We start from the raw sequence: 17,010 nt of genomic DNA, 5'->3' as shown, positions 1-17,010 counted from the left end.
AATACGTGAAAGAATAGGCTTTATGAAGATTGCACCCTTGTCTGGTTTCCCTGAATGGCTTCCCCAAGATCGTATTGTGGAACAGCGCGTCCTTGATACGCTCCGTTCCACCTTCGAGCTTCACGGTTTTTCTGGTATCGAGACCCGCGCCGTCGAGCCGGTGTCGCGCCTGCTGTCAAAGGGAGAAACCTCGAAGGAAATCTATCTGCTCAATCGCCTCCAGGGCGGCGATTCCCAGGATGCGGAGCTCGGTTTGCACTTCGATCTCACGGTCCCGCTCTCGCGCTACGTTCTGGAGAATGCTGGCAAGCTCGATTTCCCTTTCCGTCGCTACCAGATTCAGAAAGTCTGGCGTGGAGAGCGTCCGCAAGATGGCCGTTTCCGCGAGTTCGTGCAGGCGGATGTGGACGTTGTGGGCGCCGATACGCTTGCGTTCCACCACGAGATTGAGCTTCCGCTGGTGATGGTCGATGCCCTGTCAAAGCTACCGATCCCGCGCGTAGTGATCCGCGCCTCGAACCGTAAGGTAGCTCAAGGCTTTTTTGACGCGATCGGCATTGAGGACATTGAGGAAACTCTGCGCATCGTGGACAAGCTGGACAAGATTGGCCCGCGTGGTGTGGCTGAAACTCTCGCCCAGAACGTTGGAGCCACCGAGGAACAGGCGCAGCTCGCACTGAAGCTGGCTGAAATCCGCGGAAACGATGCGTCGGTTGCCGACGCCGTGCTGGCGCTTGGTTTCCGCAACGAGCTCCTGGATGAAGGCTTGGACGAGCTTGTTCGCCTCATCGAAGGTGCGAACGAGCTTATTGAAGGCTCAGTCACTGCCGATTTGTCGATCGCCCGCGGCCTGGATTACTACACAGGCTCGGTCTATGAATCGACGTTGATCGGCCACGAGGATCTCGGCTCGGTATGCTCGGGCGGGCGTTACGATTCTCTTGTCAGCGACGGCAAGCGCACGTTCCCAGGCGTTGGCCTGTCGATTGGCGTCTCGCGTATCCTTGCGCGTGTGATCGGCAAGGAGCTGGTGAGCGCGTCTCGTCAGGTTCCAACGGCGGTGCTCGTCGCTGTGAACAACGAAGATGAGCGCCGTCACGCGGAAAAGATCGCGATGGCCCTGCGTTCGCGCGGGATCGCTACCGAGGTTTCCCCGAACACCCAGAAGTTTGGCAAGCAGATTCGCTACGCGGAGCGCCGCGGAATCCCGTTTGTCTGGTTCACCCAGGACGAATCCGGGGCCGTGAGCGAGCAGGTAAAGGACATTCGCTCAGGCGAGCAGGTCGCGGCGGACGAGCACGCGTGGATGCCTCCGGCCGAGGATCTGGTGGCACAGTTGGTGAGTGCCTCTCATGAATGATTTGCCGCGCCCCGGTTCTGATCTCCTTGAGCGCCTGACCCGCCTGGGGGAAGTGCTGGAGCGCGTGCACTTTCCGTTCTCTGTGGCAGGTGCGCAGGATACCGCCGATCTGGTGGCTGATCTTGAGGCCCAACTGCGTGATTATGTTCTGCCGCGCCTACAGAATCTGGATGCGCCGCTCTTATGCGTGATCGGAGGGTCAACTGGCGCAGGCAAGAGTGCCATTGTGAACTCGTTGATCGGCGAAAACGTGGTGCGTTCAAGCGCGATCCGCCCCACAACCCGCCGTCCTGCGCTCGTGCACAATCCAGCTGATGCTGAGGCGTTTGCGTCGGTGCGCGTGCTGCCGGAGCTCGCCCGAGTTAGTGGCAACGTCGCGGGGGATTCTGCCGGCGAGCTTGAGCTGATCGCTTCCCAGGCTGTGCCTCGTGGCTTGGCATTGCTCGACGCGCCCGACATCGACTCGGTGGTCGAGGAAAACCGCAGGCTTGCCGCGCAGCTTCTCGCGGCAGCGGACCTGTGGATTTTTGTCACGACAGCAGCGCGCTACGGTGACGCAATCCCGTGGGCGATGCTCGATGACGCAGCCTCGCGCGACATCGTTCTCGGGATAGTGCTCAACCGTGTGCCTCCTGGCGTCGGCGCAGAGGTGAGAGCAGATTTGGTGTCGCGTCTCGAGGAGCGGGGGCTTGCGCGGGCTCCGCTGTTCATGATCGCGGAGCAAGAGCTCAACGATGGGCGAATCGATCCGGCCGACGTCGCCTCGCTTCGCGCATTTCTCTCCTCGATCGCCGACGACGAAGCTGCCCGCTCCGTCGTCGTTCGCCAGACTCTTGAGGGGGCGATTAGCGCGCTCGTTGCGCAAGGGGAGTCTGTGCGCGCAGGCTACGATGCCCAACTGGCCACTCGCGACGCGCTCCGCTGGGACGTCGAGACTGCGTTCAACGCTGCGGACCAACAGTTCAAAGAGAATCTGGTCGATGGTTCATTGCTTCGCGGTGAGGTTCTCACCCGCTGGCAAGATGTGGTTGGCGCTGGGGAATGGATGCGCAAGCTCGAAAGTGGCGTCAGCGCGTTGCGCGATCGGATCGCTGGGTATTTCAAGCCCTCCGCGGGCCAGTCGACATCTCACATTGAGGATGCGATCGACGACGGCCTCCTTGCGCTGCTTGTGGAACGCACGGATGCTGCGATCGCGCAATCACTGCGAGCTTGGGAGACTGTCGGCGTGGCGCAACCGCTGGTTGATCGCGTCAAGTCGGATCTGCGCTCTCGCGCAGATCGAGAGGCTGCCGGTGCGGCGCTTGTCCACGATTGGCGAAGCGATGTGCTGGCTCTCGTGCGTGATCAGGGCGCGTCGAAGAAAACCACGGCGCGTGTGCTTGCAACCTCGGTCAATGTTGTTGGTGTGGCTCTCATTGTGGTGATTTTTGCTTCGACGGGAGGGCTGGTCGGCGGTGAGATAGCGGTTGCTGGCGGCACCGCCGTCGTCGCTCAGAAACTGCTCGAGGCAATTTTCGGTGAGGACGCTGTTCGCAGGCTCGCCAAACGTGCCAAGCAGATGTTGAACGAGCGCGTGCAACAGTTTATTGCGGCTGACCGTGGAGTTTTCGATACAGCTGTGGCCGAATGCGGAGTGGACGTGCTGGTTGCGCAGGAACTTGCGGAAGCGTTCGACGCCGCCCGGAAGAACCGGAGGGATCGATGACCAGCGTTGCGGAAGGGATTGGAGCACTCAGGAGCGTCCTGGAGGTGGGCAGCGATCTCGTTGACGATCGCGTGGCAAGCGACGCACGTGCGGTGCTGGATTCTGCGGTTGCACGTACCCAAGTTGGCGACGACGTCACCGTGATCGCGTTCGCTGGCGCAACGGGTTCGGGCAAGTCGTCGCTACTGAACGCGTTGGTGGGCCAGGAACTCGCGCGGGTTGCCGCGCTTCGCCCAACGACGTCGGAACCTCTCGCAGTTGGCACCGATTCCGAGCCGGCGTTGCTGGACTGGCTCGATGTCTCTCAGCGCCACGTGAACGCTGCCCTTGCGCAACGCTTCTCCTCCTCGGGCAAAGTGATGCTCATCGATCTTCCCGATATTGATTCGATCCAGATCGCCCACCAGCGCCGCGCCCATGCGATCATCGAACGGGCGGACTTGACGGTGTGGGTGCTTGATCCGCAAAAGTATGCGGATGCGATCGTGCACGAGGACTATCTTTCGCACCTGGGGGAACATTCAGATTCGCTCCTCGTGGCGCTCAATAAGATCGATCTGCTCTCTGCGGCGGAGCGTGGCCACGTTGAGGACGACCTCGAGCGGCTCCTGCGCAACGACGGCGTACATTGCGACATCGTGCCTGTCTCCGTCGCAACAGGGGAGGGGATTGAGTATCTGTCGAGCCGTATCGGCCAGAAAATGGATGCGGCAAATGCGGCTCGAGTGAAGATCGCGGCGGATCTGCGGGCTGTGGCAAAGAGTCTCGGTGCGTGGGTGGTTGCTGATCACGGCAAGTATGAGCTGGGGGCGATGCCCTCTTTCGAGCCGGTCGTGGCCGCGGTAGCGAAGGCGAGCGGAGCCGACGCCGTCTCCTCGGCTGCCGGCGGAAGCTACCGGGTGCGCGGGACGAGAAAGACGAGCTGGTGGTTCACCCGATGGCTCCACAATAAACGCGACCCTCTCAAACTTGTTCATCTCGACAAGGCGCCCACAACGGTCGCGCCGACCACCGGCGTCGTCGCGGCGCCTGCGCATCTCGCCGTAGCCGACGGCGCAGGCAGACGCTTCGCGAGCGCCGCCGTTGCCGGTATGCCGCGGCAGTGGGCGCGCGACGTTGAACACCGTGCCCAGGAGCGTCTCAACGGTTTTCTCGCGAACGTCGATCCGTTGCTTGGCACTGTCGACGTTGAGTACGAACGTACGCCGTTGTGGTGGCGGATCGTGAACGTGCTTCAATGGCTGTTCGCCGCTGTCGCGCTTGTTGGGTATGTGTGGCTTGGACTCAAAATCCTCGGGCCGATGATCGGAATTATTCTTCCCGATCCTCCACGAGTCGGAATTGTTGAGGTCCCTCTGCTCCTGGCCGCCGGCGGAATGATTGCGGGGCTTCTTTTCGCGGCGATTTCCCGATGGTTCGTTGGGAGGGGCAGTGAGCGTGCGCAACGACGGGTGCGTCGGCGAATCGAAACCGCCGTCGGCGGGGCCGCGCAAGAAACCATACTTGCGCCGCTGACGGGCGAACGCCATGTGTACGAAGGATTCATTGACGCCGTCAAACTCATGAGCAGGGCGCAAGCGTAAGAATGCACAATGAATGGGCAGGCTCGTGGTTCCCACGAGCCTGCCCATTCATTGTCACTACTTTTTGCTACCGGCCCTTGCGGAAGCCTCCCTTTTTGGCACCACCTTTTGTGAAGCCGGCATTGCGGAAACCATTGCGGCCCTCGCGGGCCTTCTTCTCACCGAAGGCACGGTCGGCACGAGCCTTTCGGAACTCGTAGGAATCGTGTGAGGAACGCTCACGGTCGCGGCGCGACTGCGCCCCGCGTGGGTCGTAGTCGTCGAAGTAGGGGCGCCGATCACCATCGCGGTTGCGCCGCTTGGAGAACCCGCTCTCGCGTTTGCCGAAACCGCCGTCGCGCTTAAACGGCTTGTGTCCGCTCTTTGCGGGGCCGCGATCCTTACGAATACCGAGCTCACGGCCCGAAACCTGGGCGCGCGAAAGCTTCGAAAGTGTGCGCTCGTCGAGCTCATGCTCGATTTCCACGATCGAGAAAGTGGGGTAGATGTCGATCTTGCCGAGTTGGGAGCCGGTCAAACCGCCTTCGTTCGTCAGAGCTCCAACGATCGCGCCTGGCGCCACGCCGTCCTTCTTACCAACTTCAACTCGGTACATGGTACCGGCGTGGTCGAAAGTCTTGCGTCCGCTCTTTTCGCGCCCGCGCCCGCCGCGCTCTGAACGCTCGTGGCGATCTTCGCGCCCGCCGCGAATGGACAGATGCTCGGGCTCGTCGTCGGCGCGCGGGCCAGGGTCTCGTACCCCAAGCGCAAGCAAGCCGTATGCGAGTTGCTCGAGGCTCATTGGCTCGTCGGCCTCGGCCTGGGCGGCGAGGAAGTTCTCCACGGCCTTTTCGTAGACGGACAGGCGGCCCACGCCGACGCGCTCGATCGCAGAATCGACCAGGCGCGATGCACGAAGAGCGGAAACCTCGGCTGGCGTTGGGAGTTCAACTTCTTCCATCTGTGCGCCGGTCGTCTTTTCGATCCGGCGCAGGCGGAACTTCTCCTTCGGCGTGACGAACGTGAGGGACGTGCCTTCGCGGCCCGCGCGGCCAGTGCGGCCGATACGGTGAACGTACGTGTCAATTTCCTTCGGGACGTCGTAGTTGACGACGAGCCCGATGCGTTCGACGTCGAGACCGCGGGCCGCGACGTCGGTGGCAACGAGAACATCAATCGTTCCTTCGCGCAGACGGTTCACGAGCTTCTCGCGATCCTTCTGCGCGACGTCGCCGGAAAGTGCCGCGGCCTGGACGCCACGCGTTGACAGCTCGATGGTGAGATCCTCGGCGGTAGCACGGGTGCGGACGAAGACGAGGGCAGCGTCGGCGTCGGTGGTCGCGAGTACCCGGGCAAGGGCGCCCGTCTTGTGGCGCGAGGGGACGACGGCGTAGGTCTGGTGGATCGTCTCGGTGGTCGACGCCGGGCGGGTCACCGTGACCTCGACCGGCTCGCTCATGTGCGACTCGGCAACCTTGCGGATCGAGTTCGGCATGGTAGCGGAGAACAGGGCAGTAATACGCTCGGCGGGAAGATTCGTTGCGATCGTGTCGACATCTTCAGCGAAACCCATCCTCAGCATTTCGTCCGCCTCGTCAAGAACAAAGTACGAAACGTGCTCGAGTTTGAGAGCACCGCGATCAATCAGATCCATGATGCGGCCCGGAGTGCCAACAACCACCTGTGCGCCGCGTTCAAGTGCGCGTAACTGCGGGCCATAGGGCGAGCCGCCGTACACGGAGACGACCTCGAGCCCACCAATCTGCGCAGCAAACGTTGAAATAGCCTCGGCTCCCTGCATCGCGAGTTCGCGTGTGGGGGCAAGAACCAACGCCTGGACTTCGTCCTTTTCCGGGTCGACGTGGGTCAGAAGCGGGAGCCCAAAGGCCGCGGTTTTTCCGGTGCCTGTTTGGGCTACTCCAATGACGTCCTGTCCCTGGAGAAGATGGGGGATTGCCTGCTCTTGAATCTCGGTAGGCTCGGTGAATCCAAGTTCGGTCACCGCTTTGAGAATATTTTCGGGCAGGGAAAGTTCAGAAAATGTGGTCACAAAAATTTCCAATCTGGGGAATCGGCCCCTCGGCCATCCCCGGAAACACATCTGAACTAGTGGGGCTCGGCCGCTTCTTCCACACTACTTGTTTTCGGGGGAATCGTGGGGATCGCCTGTGGTGCTTTCCAACACAGGCTCCGAATCCGCGCTTTCGGCAGAAGTAGCGGTTTCGGCCGCGAGCTCGCCACGCATCTCCTCGGGCAACGGATCGTTGAGCCCGAGGCGGCGTGAGACGACCAGGCCTGCGATGAGGAGGACAACCATCGTTGAGATCGCGGCAAGGAAAGCCCAATGCCCAAGATCCACAGCCATCGAGTACGCGATACCCGCGTAGGCAATGCAGGCGGCCGCGCCCATGTTATCCGCGATTTGGGCTGCTGCCGAGATCTTGCCGTGGCGGCTCTTCGGGGTGCGGCCGAGGGCGAAAACAAGCAGAAGAGGGTAGGTCAGGCCCGTACCGAGCCCGGCGATGAGCCAGCCGAGAATCACGACGATGCCGGTGATCTGGTGGAACGAGCCGGCGATCGAAATTGCAGACCCCACAAGCTGGAGCACCAAGCCGATGGTCGGGATGTGCTTGCGCCGCTCTTCGCTCGCTTGGCTTTGCAAGTACGAGCCAAGCGCCCAGGTCACTGCTCCAGCAGCGAGTACGAGGCCGGCGCGCTTCGGCCCCCAGTTGTGCACGTTTTTCAGCATCAGTGGCAGGTAAATTTCCACCGCAAAGTAGGCGCCATACACGATGCCACGGAGGAGCACAATAGAAGGCACGCCGCGGCGGGCAGAGAGAGTGCCCTGGGGGACAAGTGGGCGAACGAAGAAGAATGCGGCCGCCGAACAGATCACGATCATTGCCAGTGCCCAGGTCTTAAAGCCGTCGTCGCCGAGGGCGGAAAGCATCTGAAGAGCGCCCACGGAAATGCCCACAAGAAGCGCGAAGGTGAACGTGTCCCCCAGGCGGAATCGTTTGTGTGGGTCATGGGTGTCGGGGAATTGGCGTAGCTTCGACACGAGCATTGGGAACATCGCGAGAAGAATGAGCGGGACAGCCGCGAACACGACACGCCAGTGCAGGTACTCAACCATGAGGCCTGCGATGGCAGGGCCGAGCAGGGAAGGCACAACCCAGGCAGCGGCAAAAGTGGCAAAGAGGGCTGGCTGACGGTGTGAGGGGACGTGTGCCCCGACGAGCACGAAGAGCGGAACAACCACAAGACCGGAACCGAGGCCTTGCACGGCGCGCCCGAGCACGACAACTTCAACCGTCGGCGCGACCGAAATGATGAGCAGGCCTGCGATGAACAGTGCGGCGCCGGTCAGCAGCGGCTGGTTCGGGCCGCGGTTATCAGCCCAACGCCCGGCAAGCGCTGTGGTGATGAGCTGTGTTGTGAGCGTAATTCCCGACGCCAGCGCATACAGATTCTTCCCGTTGAGGAGATCAACCACGTACGGCATCACGGTGGTTACCGCGATCGTTTCGAAGGCGATGAGCGAGATGAGGATGACAGACATCATCTTCAGCCAGTACTCGCTCTGGGACTGTGTAAATTCTTCCTTAATGCTCACTTACCCATGTTTTCGCGAATTTCAAGGAAAGTGCAAGACCGACACGTATGAAACGTGGCACCGGATCTGCTACGACTGTGGGCCTACTCTTCCATCGTCGAGGCAAGTGCAAACGTTCCTCCGACCACGACCATTCCGCCGACGAGGTTTCCCAGGCCTGCAAGCAACAAAGCGAGCGCCACGTTGGCGAAAGTTGCGCCACCGGCGTCGTTCATGAGAGCGAGGGAAAAGATGGTCATGTTGGCCACCACGTGCTCGAAACCGGCCGCAACGAAAACGGTGATCGCCCACGCGATCACGATAATCTGTGCCACTTCATTCTTCATGCGTCCGATCGTCCAAATCGCGAGGCAGACCATGACGTTACACATTACGGCCCGGAAGAAGACCTCCGGTGCCCCCTTGGCGAGCTTTCCGGCGACGACGGCGTCGAGCATCTGCCAGTTTGGGCTATCGTTCCCGAACACGTTCGCGAACGTGAAAAGGGCCGCCATCACAATCGAACCCACCAGATTGCCGATGAGCATAAAGAGGATAAGCCACGATGCGCGTGCAACGCTCACCGCGCGCTTGAGCGCCGCAAGCGGCATGATCATCATGCCCGACGTGGCGAGCTCGCCACCGGCGAAGACCACGAGCACGAGGCCAATGCCGAATGTCAGACCCATCATCAGCCCAGAAACTGCGGACCCGGCAACGTACAGCTTGGCTACACCTGCGAACATGATCAGGCATCCGATGCCAACGAATGCGCCCGCGAGCGCGCCTCCGGTGAGATATCCGCCGACGTGGTGGGCTTTATTCGACTTCGCAAGGCCGACTTTGGCCTGTGTTGCGATGGATTCGGTGATGCTCACTGGTTGTCCTTCCGGGGAGGTTTGCTAGCCCGATTATCTTAAAGGGTGGGGGAGCGTGCGCGCGGGACTTCCGTCCGAAAGCCCGCGTCCGCCGTCGGCGACAGGTGCACACCCGACGTTGAGGGCGAGTTGAGTGGTTGCTCACGGCGTGCGGGGAACGGGCCGGCGAGCAAGGGGCGTAGACTTGTAGGGCGCTCCGCGCCCGTCTCGCGCGAAGTGCCGCCCGCTCGTCTCGCGGGTGTAGACAAAACTATAAGGAGGACACGTGCTTCGCACGCGAATGGCAGGATCCCTGCGCAAAGAAGATATCGGCTCCACAGTGACCCTCACCGGATGGGTGGATCGTCGCCGTGATCATGGTGGCATCGCGTTCATCGATCTGCGTGACGCTTCGGGCATCGCCCAAGTCACGGTTCGTGAGGAAGTGGCTCATGAGCTCCGCAGTGAGTTCGTTGTGAAGGTCACTGGCGTGGTGCGTGAGCGCCCCGAGGGTAACGCGAACGCAAATCTTCCTACTGGCGATATTGAGGTTGAGACCGAATCGCTTGAGATCCTCAACCCGTCGGCGCCGCTCCCATTCCAGGTGTCGGACCACGCTGAAGATGCCGGCTCCGTGAACGAGGAGACTCGCCTCAAGTACCGTTACCTCGATCTTCGCCGTTCGTACGAGCAGAAGGCGATCCGCCTGCGTGCAAAGGTGAGCCAGGCGGCACGCCGCGTGCTCGACGGCCACGATTTCGTCGAGATCGAAACCCCAACCCTGATTCGTTCCACGCCTGAGGGTGCACGCGATTTCATCGTGCCGGCACGCCTTGCGCCGGGTTCGTGGTATGCGCTTCCGCAGTCGCCTCAGCTGTTCAAGCAGCTGCTGATGGTTGCCGGTATGGAGCGCTACTACCAGATCGCTCGTTGCTACCGCGATGAGGATTTCCGCGCGGATCGTCAGCCAGAGTTCACCCAGCTTGATATCGAGATGAGCTTTGTGGAGCAGGAAGACGTGATGAAGGTGGCCGAGGATCTTCTCAAGGAGATCTGGGCCCTGATCGGCTACGATCTGTCCACCCCGATCCCGCACATGACGTACAAAGATGCGATGGAGAAGTACGGTTCGGACAAGCCGGATCTGCGCTTCGGCCAGGAGCTCATTGATCTGACCGAGTACTTCACAGACACCCCGTTCCGCGTGTTCCAGAATGAGTACGTGGGCGCCGTTGTGATGCCGGGCGGCGCTTCTCAGCCGCGTCGTACGTTCGACAAGTGGCAGGAGTGGGCGAAGGCCCGAGGCGCCAAGGGTTTGGCCTATGTGACCGTTGCAGAAGACGGCACGGTTGGTGGCCCTGTGGCGAAGAATATTTCCGACGCCGAGCGAGAGGGCCTGCTTGAGGCTACCGGCGCCCAGAACGGCGATTGCATCTTCTTCGCGGCTGGCGAGCCGACGGCGTCGCGTGAGCTTCTCGGCGCGGCCCGTCTCGAGATCGGCGAGCGTTGCGGCCTCATCAAGGAAGGTGACTGGGCGTTCGTCTGGGTTGTTGACGCACCTTTGTTCAAGCCGGCGAAGGCCGCGGTTGCCGAGGGTGATGTGGCGATTTCCGACGGTGCATGGACGGCTGTGCACCACGCGTTCACTTCGCCCAAACCCGAGTGGCTTGACGCATTCGATCAGGATCCGGGCAACGCCCTGGCCTACGCCTACGACATCGTCTGCAACGGCAACGAGATCGGCGGCGGTTCGATTCGTATCCACCGCCGCGACGTGCAGGAGCGCGTGTTCAAGGTGATGGGCCTCAATGAAGAGCAGGCGCAGGAGAAGTTCGGCTTCCTCCTCGACGCGTTCAAGTTCGGTGCGCCGCCCCACGGCGGAATCGCTTTCGGTTGGGATCGTATTGTGTCGCTTTTGGTGGGCGCCAAGTCCATCCGCGACGTTATCGCGTTCCCGAAGATCGGCAACGGCTGGGATCCGCTCTCGGATGCTCCGGCGCCGATCACCGCTCAGCAGCGCAAGGAGGCTGGCGTAGATGCCAAGCCGAAGAAGGCTGCTGAGAAGGCTGAGAAGAAGGACGAAAACTGACAGCGCATGATCTGGGCTCCAAGTTTTGGGAGCTGACCGTGCAAGGTCGCGTCGGCGGTCGGATCCTCGTTGAGGAGTCCGACCGCCGGTTCGGCGTACGCTTGGTCGAGAAAAATGGAGAGCGTGAGCTGATCGCGACGGGCGATCCAACGCTCGCCATCGCGACGATCAGACGGCTTCGCGCGGATCAACGTCCCGACATCTCGACACTCACAACGCAGATTCGGCAGGCGCTTGATCCGGACCTTGCGGAGTTTCTCGGCCCGGAGTGGGGCTACCGGTGGGAGTTTTGGTACGCGCAGAGCCCGCTCGCAGAGCTTCCAGGCTCCGAGCGTGTAGCGATTTTTCCGCGAGGCACGGACGAGCTCGCTGAGCATGCTGAGCAGATCCGAGCTGCTCTTGCTGCATCGAACCCGATCTCGGATGCAAACGAGAACTTCGACAAACTGTCCTGGTTCGTCGCGTTCTCGGAGGAACACGAGGTCGCGGCCGTCATGGGATACGAAACCCTTCACTCCCAGGGCAAGGATTTCGCCTACTTTCATGGGCTCGGGACGTTGCCACAATTCCGCGGACGTGGCTACGCGTCGCTCCTCATGGTCGGCGCTGTCAATCTCGCGCTCACAACCCACGATGCGATCCACTTCGGCATGTGGGCATGGAACGAAGGAGCGGGCCGGATCTACAAGCGGGTTGGCCTCATCAATGACGCCCACCTTATCGAAGGCAGGCGCGAACCCTTCGTTGAGCTTGGCTAGTTCAAACTGTGGAACTGGGCCGACGACGCACCGCACCCACCGGCGTCGTCGGCCCGTTTCTTATCCTGCGAGGCGGAACTTCTCGTAAAACTTTTGCGCCCACGCAGGCGCCCACCAATTCCAACGGCCCATCAGCGTCATAAACGCGGGGACGAGCAACATGCGCACGATCGTGGCGTCGAGGAAGACGATGATCGCTAGAGCCACGCCGATCTGCTTGATCGCGAGCATATCGCCGAAAATGAACCCAACGAAGACGGCGATAATAATGGCAGCGGCTGAGGTGATGATCCGCCCGGAACGCTGCAACCCAAGCTCGACTGCACGATCGTTGCTTTCGCCCGCGTCCCAGAACTCTTTCACACGCGCCAGCAGAAATACCTCGTAGTCCATCGCAAGCCCGAACCCGAAGGCGAACGCGAGCGCCACCACAAATGTCTGTAATCCGTGGCTGACCGGCAAACCAAGGAGGCCATGCTCGAAGAGGAACGTGGTGATCCCCATGCCCGCAATCAGTGAGAACGAGTTAATGATGAGGGCCTTGATCGGAGCGACAAAGGATCCCGTCATGAGGAAGAGCAAAATCAAAACGGACCCTGCCATAATGCCAATTGCGAGCGGTGCTGCGCTGATCACGGCGTGGTTGAAGTCCGCCTGCATTGCAGCTGCGCCGCCGACGTCGGCGCTCGGGAACGCCTCACGCAGTGAGGTGACGACATCGGTCACTTCGCGTCCCACGGGGTCGGCTGCGCTGACGTACACGTCGACGGCGTCGAGCCCGGCCATGTGCCGGACTTCGCCGATCCTCGAAACGCCGGGAACCGCCGCGACGGCGTCGGGATCTGCCGTTGTTCCCTTCGCGAATAGCACCGTCGCTTCGGGCGCTCGCAACGCCGGGTAGTTGGCCTGGATCTCGTCGTATCCCATCACCACGGCGGAGCTTTGGGGCACGTTCTCGATGAACGACGAGCGCATCTGCAACGAGCCGATCGGCAGTGCGGCAACAGCGAGAACCGCGACGGTGCCGACGAGAACCGGCCACGGATGCGCATGCACCCAGGCGGCGATCCGCGAGAAGACTCCGTGGTCCTCACTCTGGTCGCCAACTCCGCGAAGTGCGCGGCGCACCACGGGAATCCGTGTGAGCACCGACGGCTTCACGAGGCGTTCGCCGAGGACGACGACGATTGCGGGCAGGAGCGTGAGCGCCGAGGCGACGGCGACAAACGTGACAAGCATGGCGCCCGCACCGATCATTTTGATCATCGGCGGAGCCATCGTGAGCAGACCCGCGATCGAGACGATGATCGTCAGCGCCGAGTAGGCGATTGTGCGGCCCGAGGAGAGGATTGTTGCCGTGACGGCTTGCGAAACGAGCACTCCGACGTCGGAGGGCCGTTCACTCCCGTCTGTGGGCAGTCCGCGCTGCGCCAGCGCCCGAGCAATTTCCTCGCGGTAACGCGAGACCATGAGGAGTCCGTAGTCAATCGAAAGGGCGAGACCGATAATCGACAACACGTTGAGGATGTACGAATCAACGGTGGTCGCGAACGTCAAGCCCCACACTTCCCCCATGCCGATGAGGATCGACACGATCGCGGTGACGAGCGGAAGGCCGGCGGCAAGCAACCCGCCGAAGATGATGATGAGCAAGATGAGAGCTGCGGGCAAGCCGATCGTCTCTCCTGTGACGAGGTCTGCGGTGACCTGGCTGAGGGCCGCATCCTCGAACAAGTGCGGCGAGACTGCTCGGGCATGCGCGGGCGCAATCGCGGCATCGAAAGCGGCGAGGGCGTCGGTCACGGTTTGCTCTTTGGAGGGCTCACTCATTGTAATAACGACGGCGAACCCGCCCTCGCTGGCGAAATCGCGGGCGGGGTTCTTCAACTTCGCGATCTCGGCGTCGGCGGCTTTGCGCGCTTCGTCAGCGATCTTCTTTTCGGCCTGGGCTTTCGCTTCGGCACGAATCTGTTTCTCGAGGCCGGCGCGCTGGCTTTCAGGAAGGTAATCGAGTTGTGGACCCGCTTGGCTCACTGCACGTTCCTGTGCCCAGGCGATATCGTCTGCGTGCTTGGTGATCGCTTCGCGTACGGCTTTCTCACGTTGGGTTGCAGTTTCGTTCGCAAATGTCTGCGCGACGGAGAGTGGATCGTTCACTGTTGCAACCTTCGCGACGTCGGTGCGTAGCTTCGCGAGTTCAGTCTGGGTAGCCTGCGCCGTGGTTCCGGTGACGGACACGAGAATTCGAGCGTTGGCGTCGGAGGCTCCGGCCAACTGGACGACGTCGGACTGCGAGCCGGGCACGAGCGACTCGGTTGTGGCCATACGTGTAAACAGGTTGCCCGCTGAGAATCCCCAGATTGCCGCGACGAGCGCGAGCGCGACCACCGCAGTCCAGGCGGCGATCATCGATCGTGGAAAGCGATTCACGAGACGAGCAGTACCGGTAAACATATGTTAATTATGTCACTCAATCGATCGTCTTTTGGGGAGTTTTCTCCACGGCGAACGCTCGGGCGTGAGCTCTCTCGCGACCCCACGAAAATCGCGCGTGAACGCCTACGATGGGGGCGTGGATCTTTTTGACAGCGCTTCAGTAAACGATGTTGGTACTCCAGTGGATGCACATGCTCCGCTGGCCGTACGCATGCGCCCGCGATCGATCGACGAGGTCGTAGGGCAGGGGCACCTGCTTGGTCCGGGCCAACCGTTGACGCGCATGATTGAGGGGGATTCTTCGGCTGCGTCGTCGGTGTTCTTGTGGGGGCCGCCCGGGATCGGCAAGACCACCCTCGCGTACCTGGTTGCGCGCGCCGGGAACCGGCGTTTCGTGGAGATTTCTGCTGTTTCCGCAGGGGTGAAAGAAGTACGCGCTGTGATCGACGAGGCCAAGCACCGGCTCGTTTCCGACGGGCAAGAAACAGTGCTGTTCGTTGACGAGGTTCACCGTTTTTCGAAGACACAGCAGGACGCGTTGCTCCCCGCGGTCGAGAACCGGTGGGTAGTCCTTATCGCTGCAACAACGGAAAACCCGTCGTTTTCGGTGATTTCTCCGTTGCTGTCGCGTTCGCTTCTGCTCACGCTCCACCCGCTCGAGTCAGCCGATGTCGGAGCCTTGATTGACCGAGCTCTGGCCGACGAGCGCGGGTTCGGCGGGCGAGTTTCTCTCGACGACGACGCTCGCGAGGCGATCATCCGCCTTGCTGGGCACGACGGGCGCCGATCACTGACGATCCTCGAAGCGGCAGCGAGCGGTGGGGGAAAACGAGTCACGCTCGCCGACGTCGAAGCGGCGGTCGACGTCTACGCGGTGCGTTACGATCGCGACGGCGATCAGCACTACGACGTCATCTCGGCGTTCATCAAGTCGATTCGCGGCTCCGATGTGGACGCGGCCATGCATTACCTGGCGCGCATGTTGGAGGCGGGGGAGGATCCGCGCTTTGTTGCTCGACGTCTGATGATTTCTGCCGCAGAGGATATTGGTATGGCCGATCCTTCGGCATTGCAAACCGCGACGGCGGCAGCCCAGTCCGTGGCGCTTGTGGGTATGCCGGAAGCTCGTATTATTTTGGCTGAGGCTGTGGTACACCTTGCGACCGCGCCCAAGTCGAACCGAGCCTACCTAGCGATTAACAAAGCAATCGCGGATGTGCGGGCGGGTAAAATCGGTGCGGTGCCCGTTCACCTGCGCGACCAAAGTGTGAAGGCCTCGAAGATCGCCGCGGAGCAAACCGGGAAAAACGTGCCGTATATCTATCCGCATGACCTGCCCACCGGCGTCGCGAAGCAGCAATACCTTCCGGATGAGTTGAAGGACACGGTGTACTACGAGCCTCTTGAGCGCGGTTTCGAGGCGCAGATCACGGCGAGAATGGCCAAGATTCGCCAATTGCAGGGCAAGTAGTGCTATAGTTATCAAGTTGCGCATGCAACACCTGGGGTCTTAGCCGAACCTGGTTGGCCCCGCGTTTTCGCCGAAATCCGGCGGAACGTGCCAATAGTCGACAGGAGAAACATGTCTTCGAAGAACCGCGCACGCAAGTCCGTGCGTATGTCCCGTGCCCTTGGCATCGCCCTCACCCCGAAGGCTGAGCGCTACATGCAGCGCCGCCCGTACCGTCCGGGTGAGCACGGCCGCGGCCGCGTCAAGGATTCCGATTACTCGATTCGTCTGAAGGAGAAGCAGCGTCTGCGCGCCCAGTACGGCATCCGCGAGGCACAGCTGCGTAAGATCTGGAACGAAGCTCGCAAGATGGAAGGCATGTCGGGTGAGAACCTCATGGCCCTCCTCGAGTCGCGCCTCGACGCGCTCGTTCTGCGCGCCGGCTTCGCTCGTACCATTGCGCAGGCTCGCCAGATCGTGGTTCACGGCCACATCCTCGTTGATGGCAAGCACGTTGATCGTCCGTCGTTCCGCGTGAAGCCGGGCCAGGTTGTCCAGGTCAAGCCGAAGTCTCAGACCTCGCCGATGTTCCTCGCCGCCGCGCAGGGCCAGCACGCAGACGTGCTCCCGGCTGCCCCGGAGTACATCAAGGTTGATCTCGAGAAGCTGCGCTTTGAGTACGTCCGTCTCCCGCTGCGTCCGGAAATCCCGGTGACCTGCGAGATCCAGATGGTCGTCGAGCACTACTCGCGCTGATCTTAAGCTCGCAACGCGCCGCGGCTCACCGCGGCGCGTTGCTGTATTCAGGTAAACTACTAACCATGGAACCTGTGTCTCTCGGGCAGATTGCCGCGCTCATCGCAGCGCTTGGTTTTCTCGCGCTTGTGTATTTCTCGATTCGCCCGCTCAATAAGCTGTCGGGGGCGCTCGATCGTCTCGCTGAATCGTTGAAGGAACTGACCGAACATACGCTCCCCGCGATCGACGAGGCGGCGAAGACTGTCGCCGGTGCAAACGATCAGGTGCAGCGTCTTGATCAGATCACGGCAGCCGCTGCTCGGACTACAGAAGATATTTCCGCCATGACTACCCTCGTCACCTCTACAGTCGGTGCGCCGTTTGTTGCGCTTCGCAAGGGGGCAGCGAAAGTCAAGACCACCTTCTCGCGCAGCGAGGACAAGGAAAACTAAGGAAG

12 protein-coding genes are annotated in these 17,010 nt (G+C 61.4%); 8 read left to right on the top strand and 4 right to left on the bottom strand.

The features are described 5' to 3' along the window. Positions 1-22: 22 nt before the first annotated feature. From hisS to P8A24_RS04870, 3 genes are read left to right on the top strand one after another with little or no spacing between them, the layout of a single operon-like run. Entirely contained in the window at positions 23-1,360 is a 1,338-nt protein-coding gene (gene hisS, locus P8A24_RS04880; protein WP_278057507.1) for a histidine--tRNA ligase, read from the top strand. Beyond that, entirely contained in the window at positions 1,344-3,068 is a 1,725-nt protein-coding gene (locus P8A24_RS04875; protein WP_278057506.1) for a P-loop NTPase family protein, read from the top strand. Before hisS ends, P8A24_RS04875 begins: the two co-directional genes overlap by 17 nt. Beyond that, positions 3,065-4,651: a GTPase gene (locus P8A24_RS04870; protein ID WP_278057505.1), complete on the top strand. Its 1,587-nt coding sequence runs from the start codon at positions 3,065-3,067 to the stop codon at positions 4,649-4,651. The genes P8A24_RS04875 and P8A24_RS04870 overlap by 4 nt, the downstream gene beginning before the upstream one ends. A gap of 67 nt (positions 4,652-4,718) precedes the next feature. Here P8A24_RS04870 and P8A24_RS04865 read toward each other — a convergent pair whose 3' ends face one another. From P8A24_RS04865 to P8A24_RS04855, 3 genes are all read right to left on the bottom strand, one after another. Next, positions 4,719-6,680 (bottom strand): DEAD/DEAH box helicase, encoded by a 1,962-nt coding sequence (locus tag P8A24_RS04865; protein WP_278057504.1) that lies wholly within the window; start codon positions 6,678-6,680, stop codon positions 4,719-4,721. Positions 6,681-6,764: 84 nt separating this feature from the next. Next, positions 6,765-8,246, bottom strand: coding sequence for an MFS transporter (locus P8A24_RS04860; protein ID WP_278057503.1), 1,482 nt, complete (start codon positions 8,244-8,246; stop codon positions 6,765-6,767). Positions 8,247-8,329: 83 nt separating this feature from the next. Continuing rightward, positions 8,330-9,103, bottom strand: coding sequence for a formate/nitrite transporter family protein (locus P8A24_RS04855; protein ID WP_278057502.1), 774 nt, complete (start codon positions 9,101-9,103; stop codon positions 8,330-8,332). Positions 9,104-9,368: 265 nt separating this feature from the next. Here P8A24_RS04855 and aspS point away from each other — a divergent pair, with 265 nt between their 5' ends. Further along, on the top strand, positions 9,369-11,171 hold the full coding sequence (gene aspS / locus P8A24_RS04850; protein ID WP_278057500.1) for an aspartate--tRNA ligase: 1,803 nt from the start codon (positions 9,369-9,371) through the stop codon (positions 11,169-11,171). Positions 11,172-11,209: 38 nt separating this feature from the next. Next, on the top strand, positions 11,210-11,929 hold the full coding sequence (locus P8A24_RS04845) for a GNAT family N-acetyltransferase (RefSeq protein WP_278057498.1): 720 nt from the start codon (positions 11,210-11,212) through the stop codon (positions 11,927-11,929). Between the two features lie 60 nt (positions 11,930-11,989). Here the strand turns inward: P8A24_RS04845 and P8A24_RS04840 are convergent, their stop codons facing one another. Continuing rightward, on the bottom strand, positions 11,990-14,383 hold the full coding sequence (locus P8A24_RS04840) for an MMPL family transporter (RefSeq protein ID WP_278057496.1): 2,394 nt from the start codon (positions 14,381-14,383) through the stop codon (positions 11,990-11,992). A 118-nt stretch (positions 14,384-14,501) separates the two neighbouring features. Here P8A24_RS04840 and P8A24_RS04835 point away from each other — a divergent pair, with 118 nt between their 5' ends. The 3 genes from P8A24_RS04835 (at position 14,502) to P8A24_RS04825 (ending at position 17,005) form a co-directional block, all read left to right on the top strand. Next, a complete protein-coding gene (locus P8A24_RS04835) occupies positions 14,502-15,836 on the top strand; it encodes a replication-associated recombination protein A (RefSeq protein ID WP_278057494.1) in 1,335 nt (444 codons plus the stop codon). 111 nt (positions 15,837-15,947) lie between these two features. Continuing rightward, a complete protein-coding gene (gene rpsD / locus P8A24_RS04830) occupies positions 15,948-16,571 on the top strand; it encodes a 30S ribosomal protein S4 (RefSeq protein WP_278057492.1) in 624 nt (207 codons plus the stop codon). A gap of 65 nt (positions 16,572-16,636) precedes the next feature. Then, positions 16,637-17,005, top strand: coding sequence for a DUF948 domain-containing protein (locus tag P8A24_RS04825; RefSeq protein ID WP_278057489.1), 369 nt, complete (start codon positions 16,637-16,639; stop codon positions 17,003-17,005). The last annotated feature ends 5 nt before the right edge of the window (positions 17,006-17,010 follow it).

Source organism: Arcanobacterium wilhelmae, assembly GCF_029632765.1.
GTDB classification, from domain to species: Bacteria; Actinomycetota; Actinomycetes; order Actinomycetales; family Actinomycetaceae; genus Arcanobacterium; species Arcanobacterium wilhelmae.
Note: the sequence above shows the minus strand (reverse complement) of the source record. Positions and strands in the feature narration are given on the sequence as shown.

Coding starts and splice junctions, on each gene's coding strand:
- hisS (WP_278057507.1), top strand. CDS start 23: ATGAAGATTGCACCCTTGTCTGGTTTCCCTGAATGGCTTCCCCAAGAT.
- P8A24_RS04870 (WP_278057505.1), top strand. CDS start 3,065: ATGACCAGCGTTGCGGAAGGGATTGGAGCACTCAGGAGCGTCCTGGAG.
- P8A24_RS04840 (WP_278057496.1), bottom strand. CDS start 14,383: ATGTTTACCGGTACTGCTCGTCTCGTGAATCGCTTTCCACGATCGATG.
- rpsD (WP_278057492.1), top strand. CDS start 15,948: ATGTCTTCGAAGAACCGCGCACGCAAGTCCGTGCGTATGTCCCGTGCC.
- P8A24_RS04825 (WP_278057489.1), top strand. CDS start 16,637: ATGGAACCTGTGTCTCTCGGGCAGATTGCCGCGCTCATCGCAGCGCTT.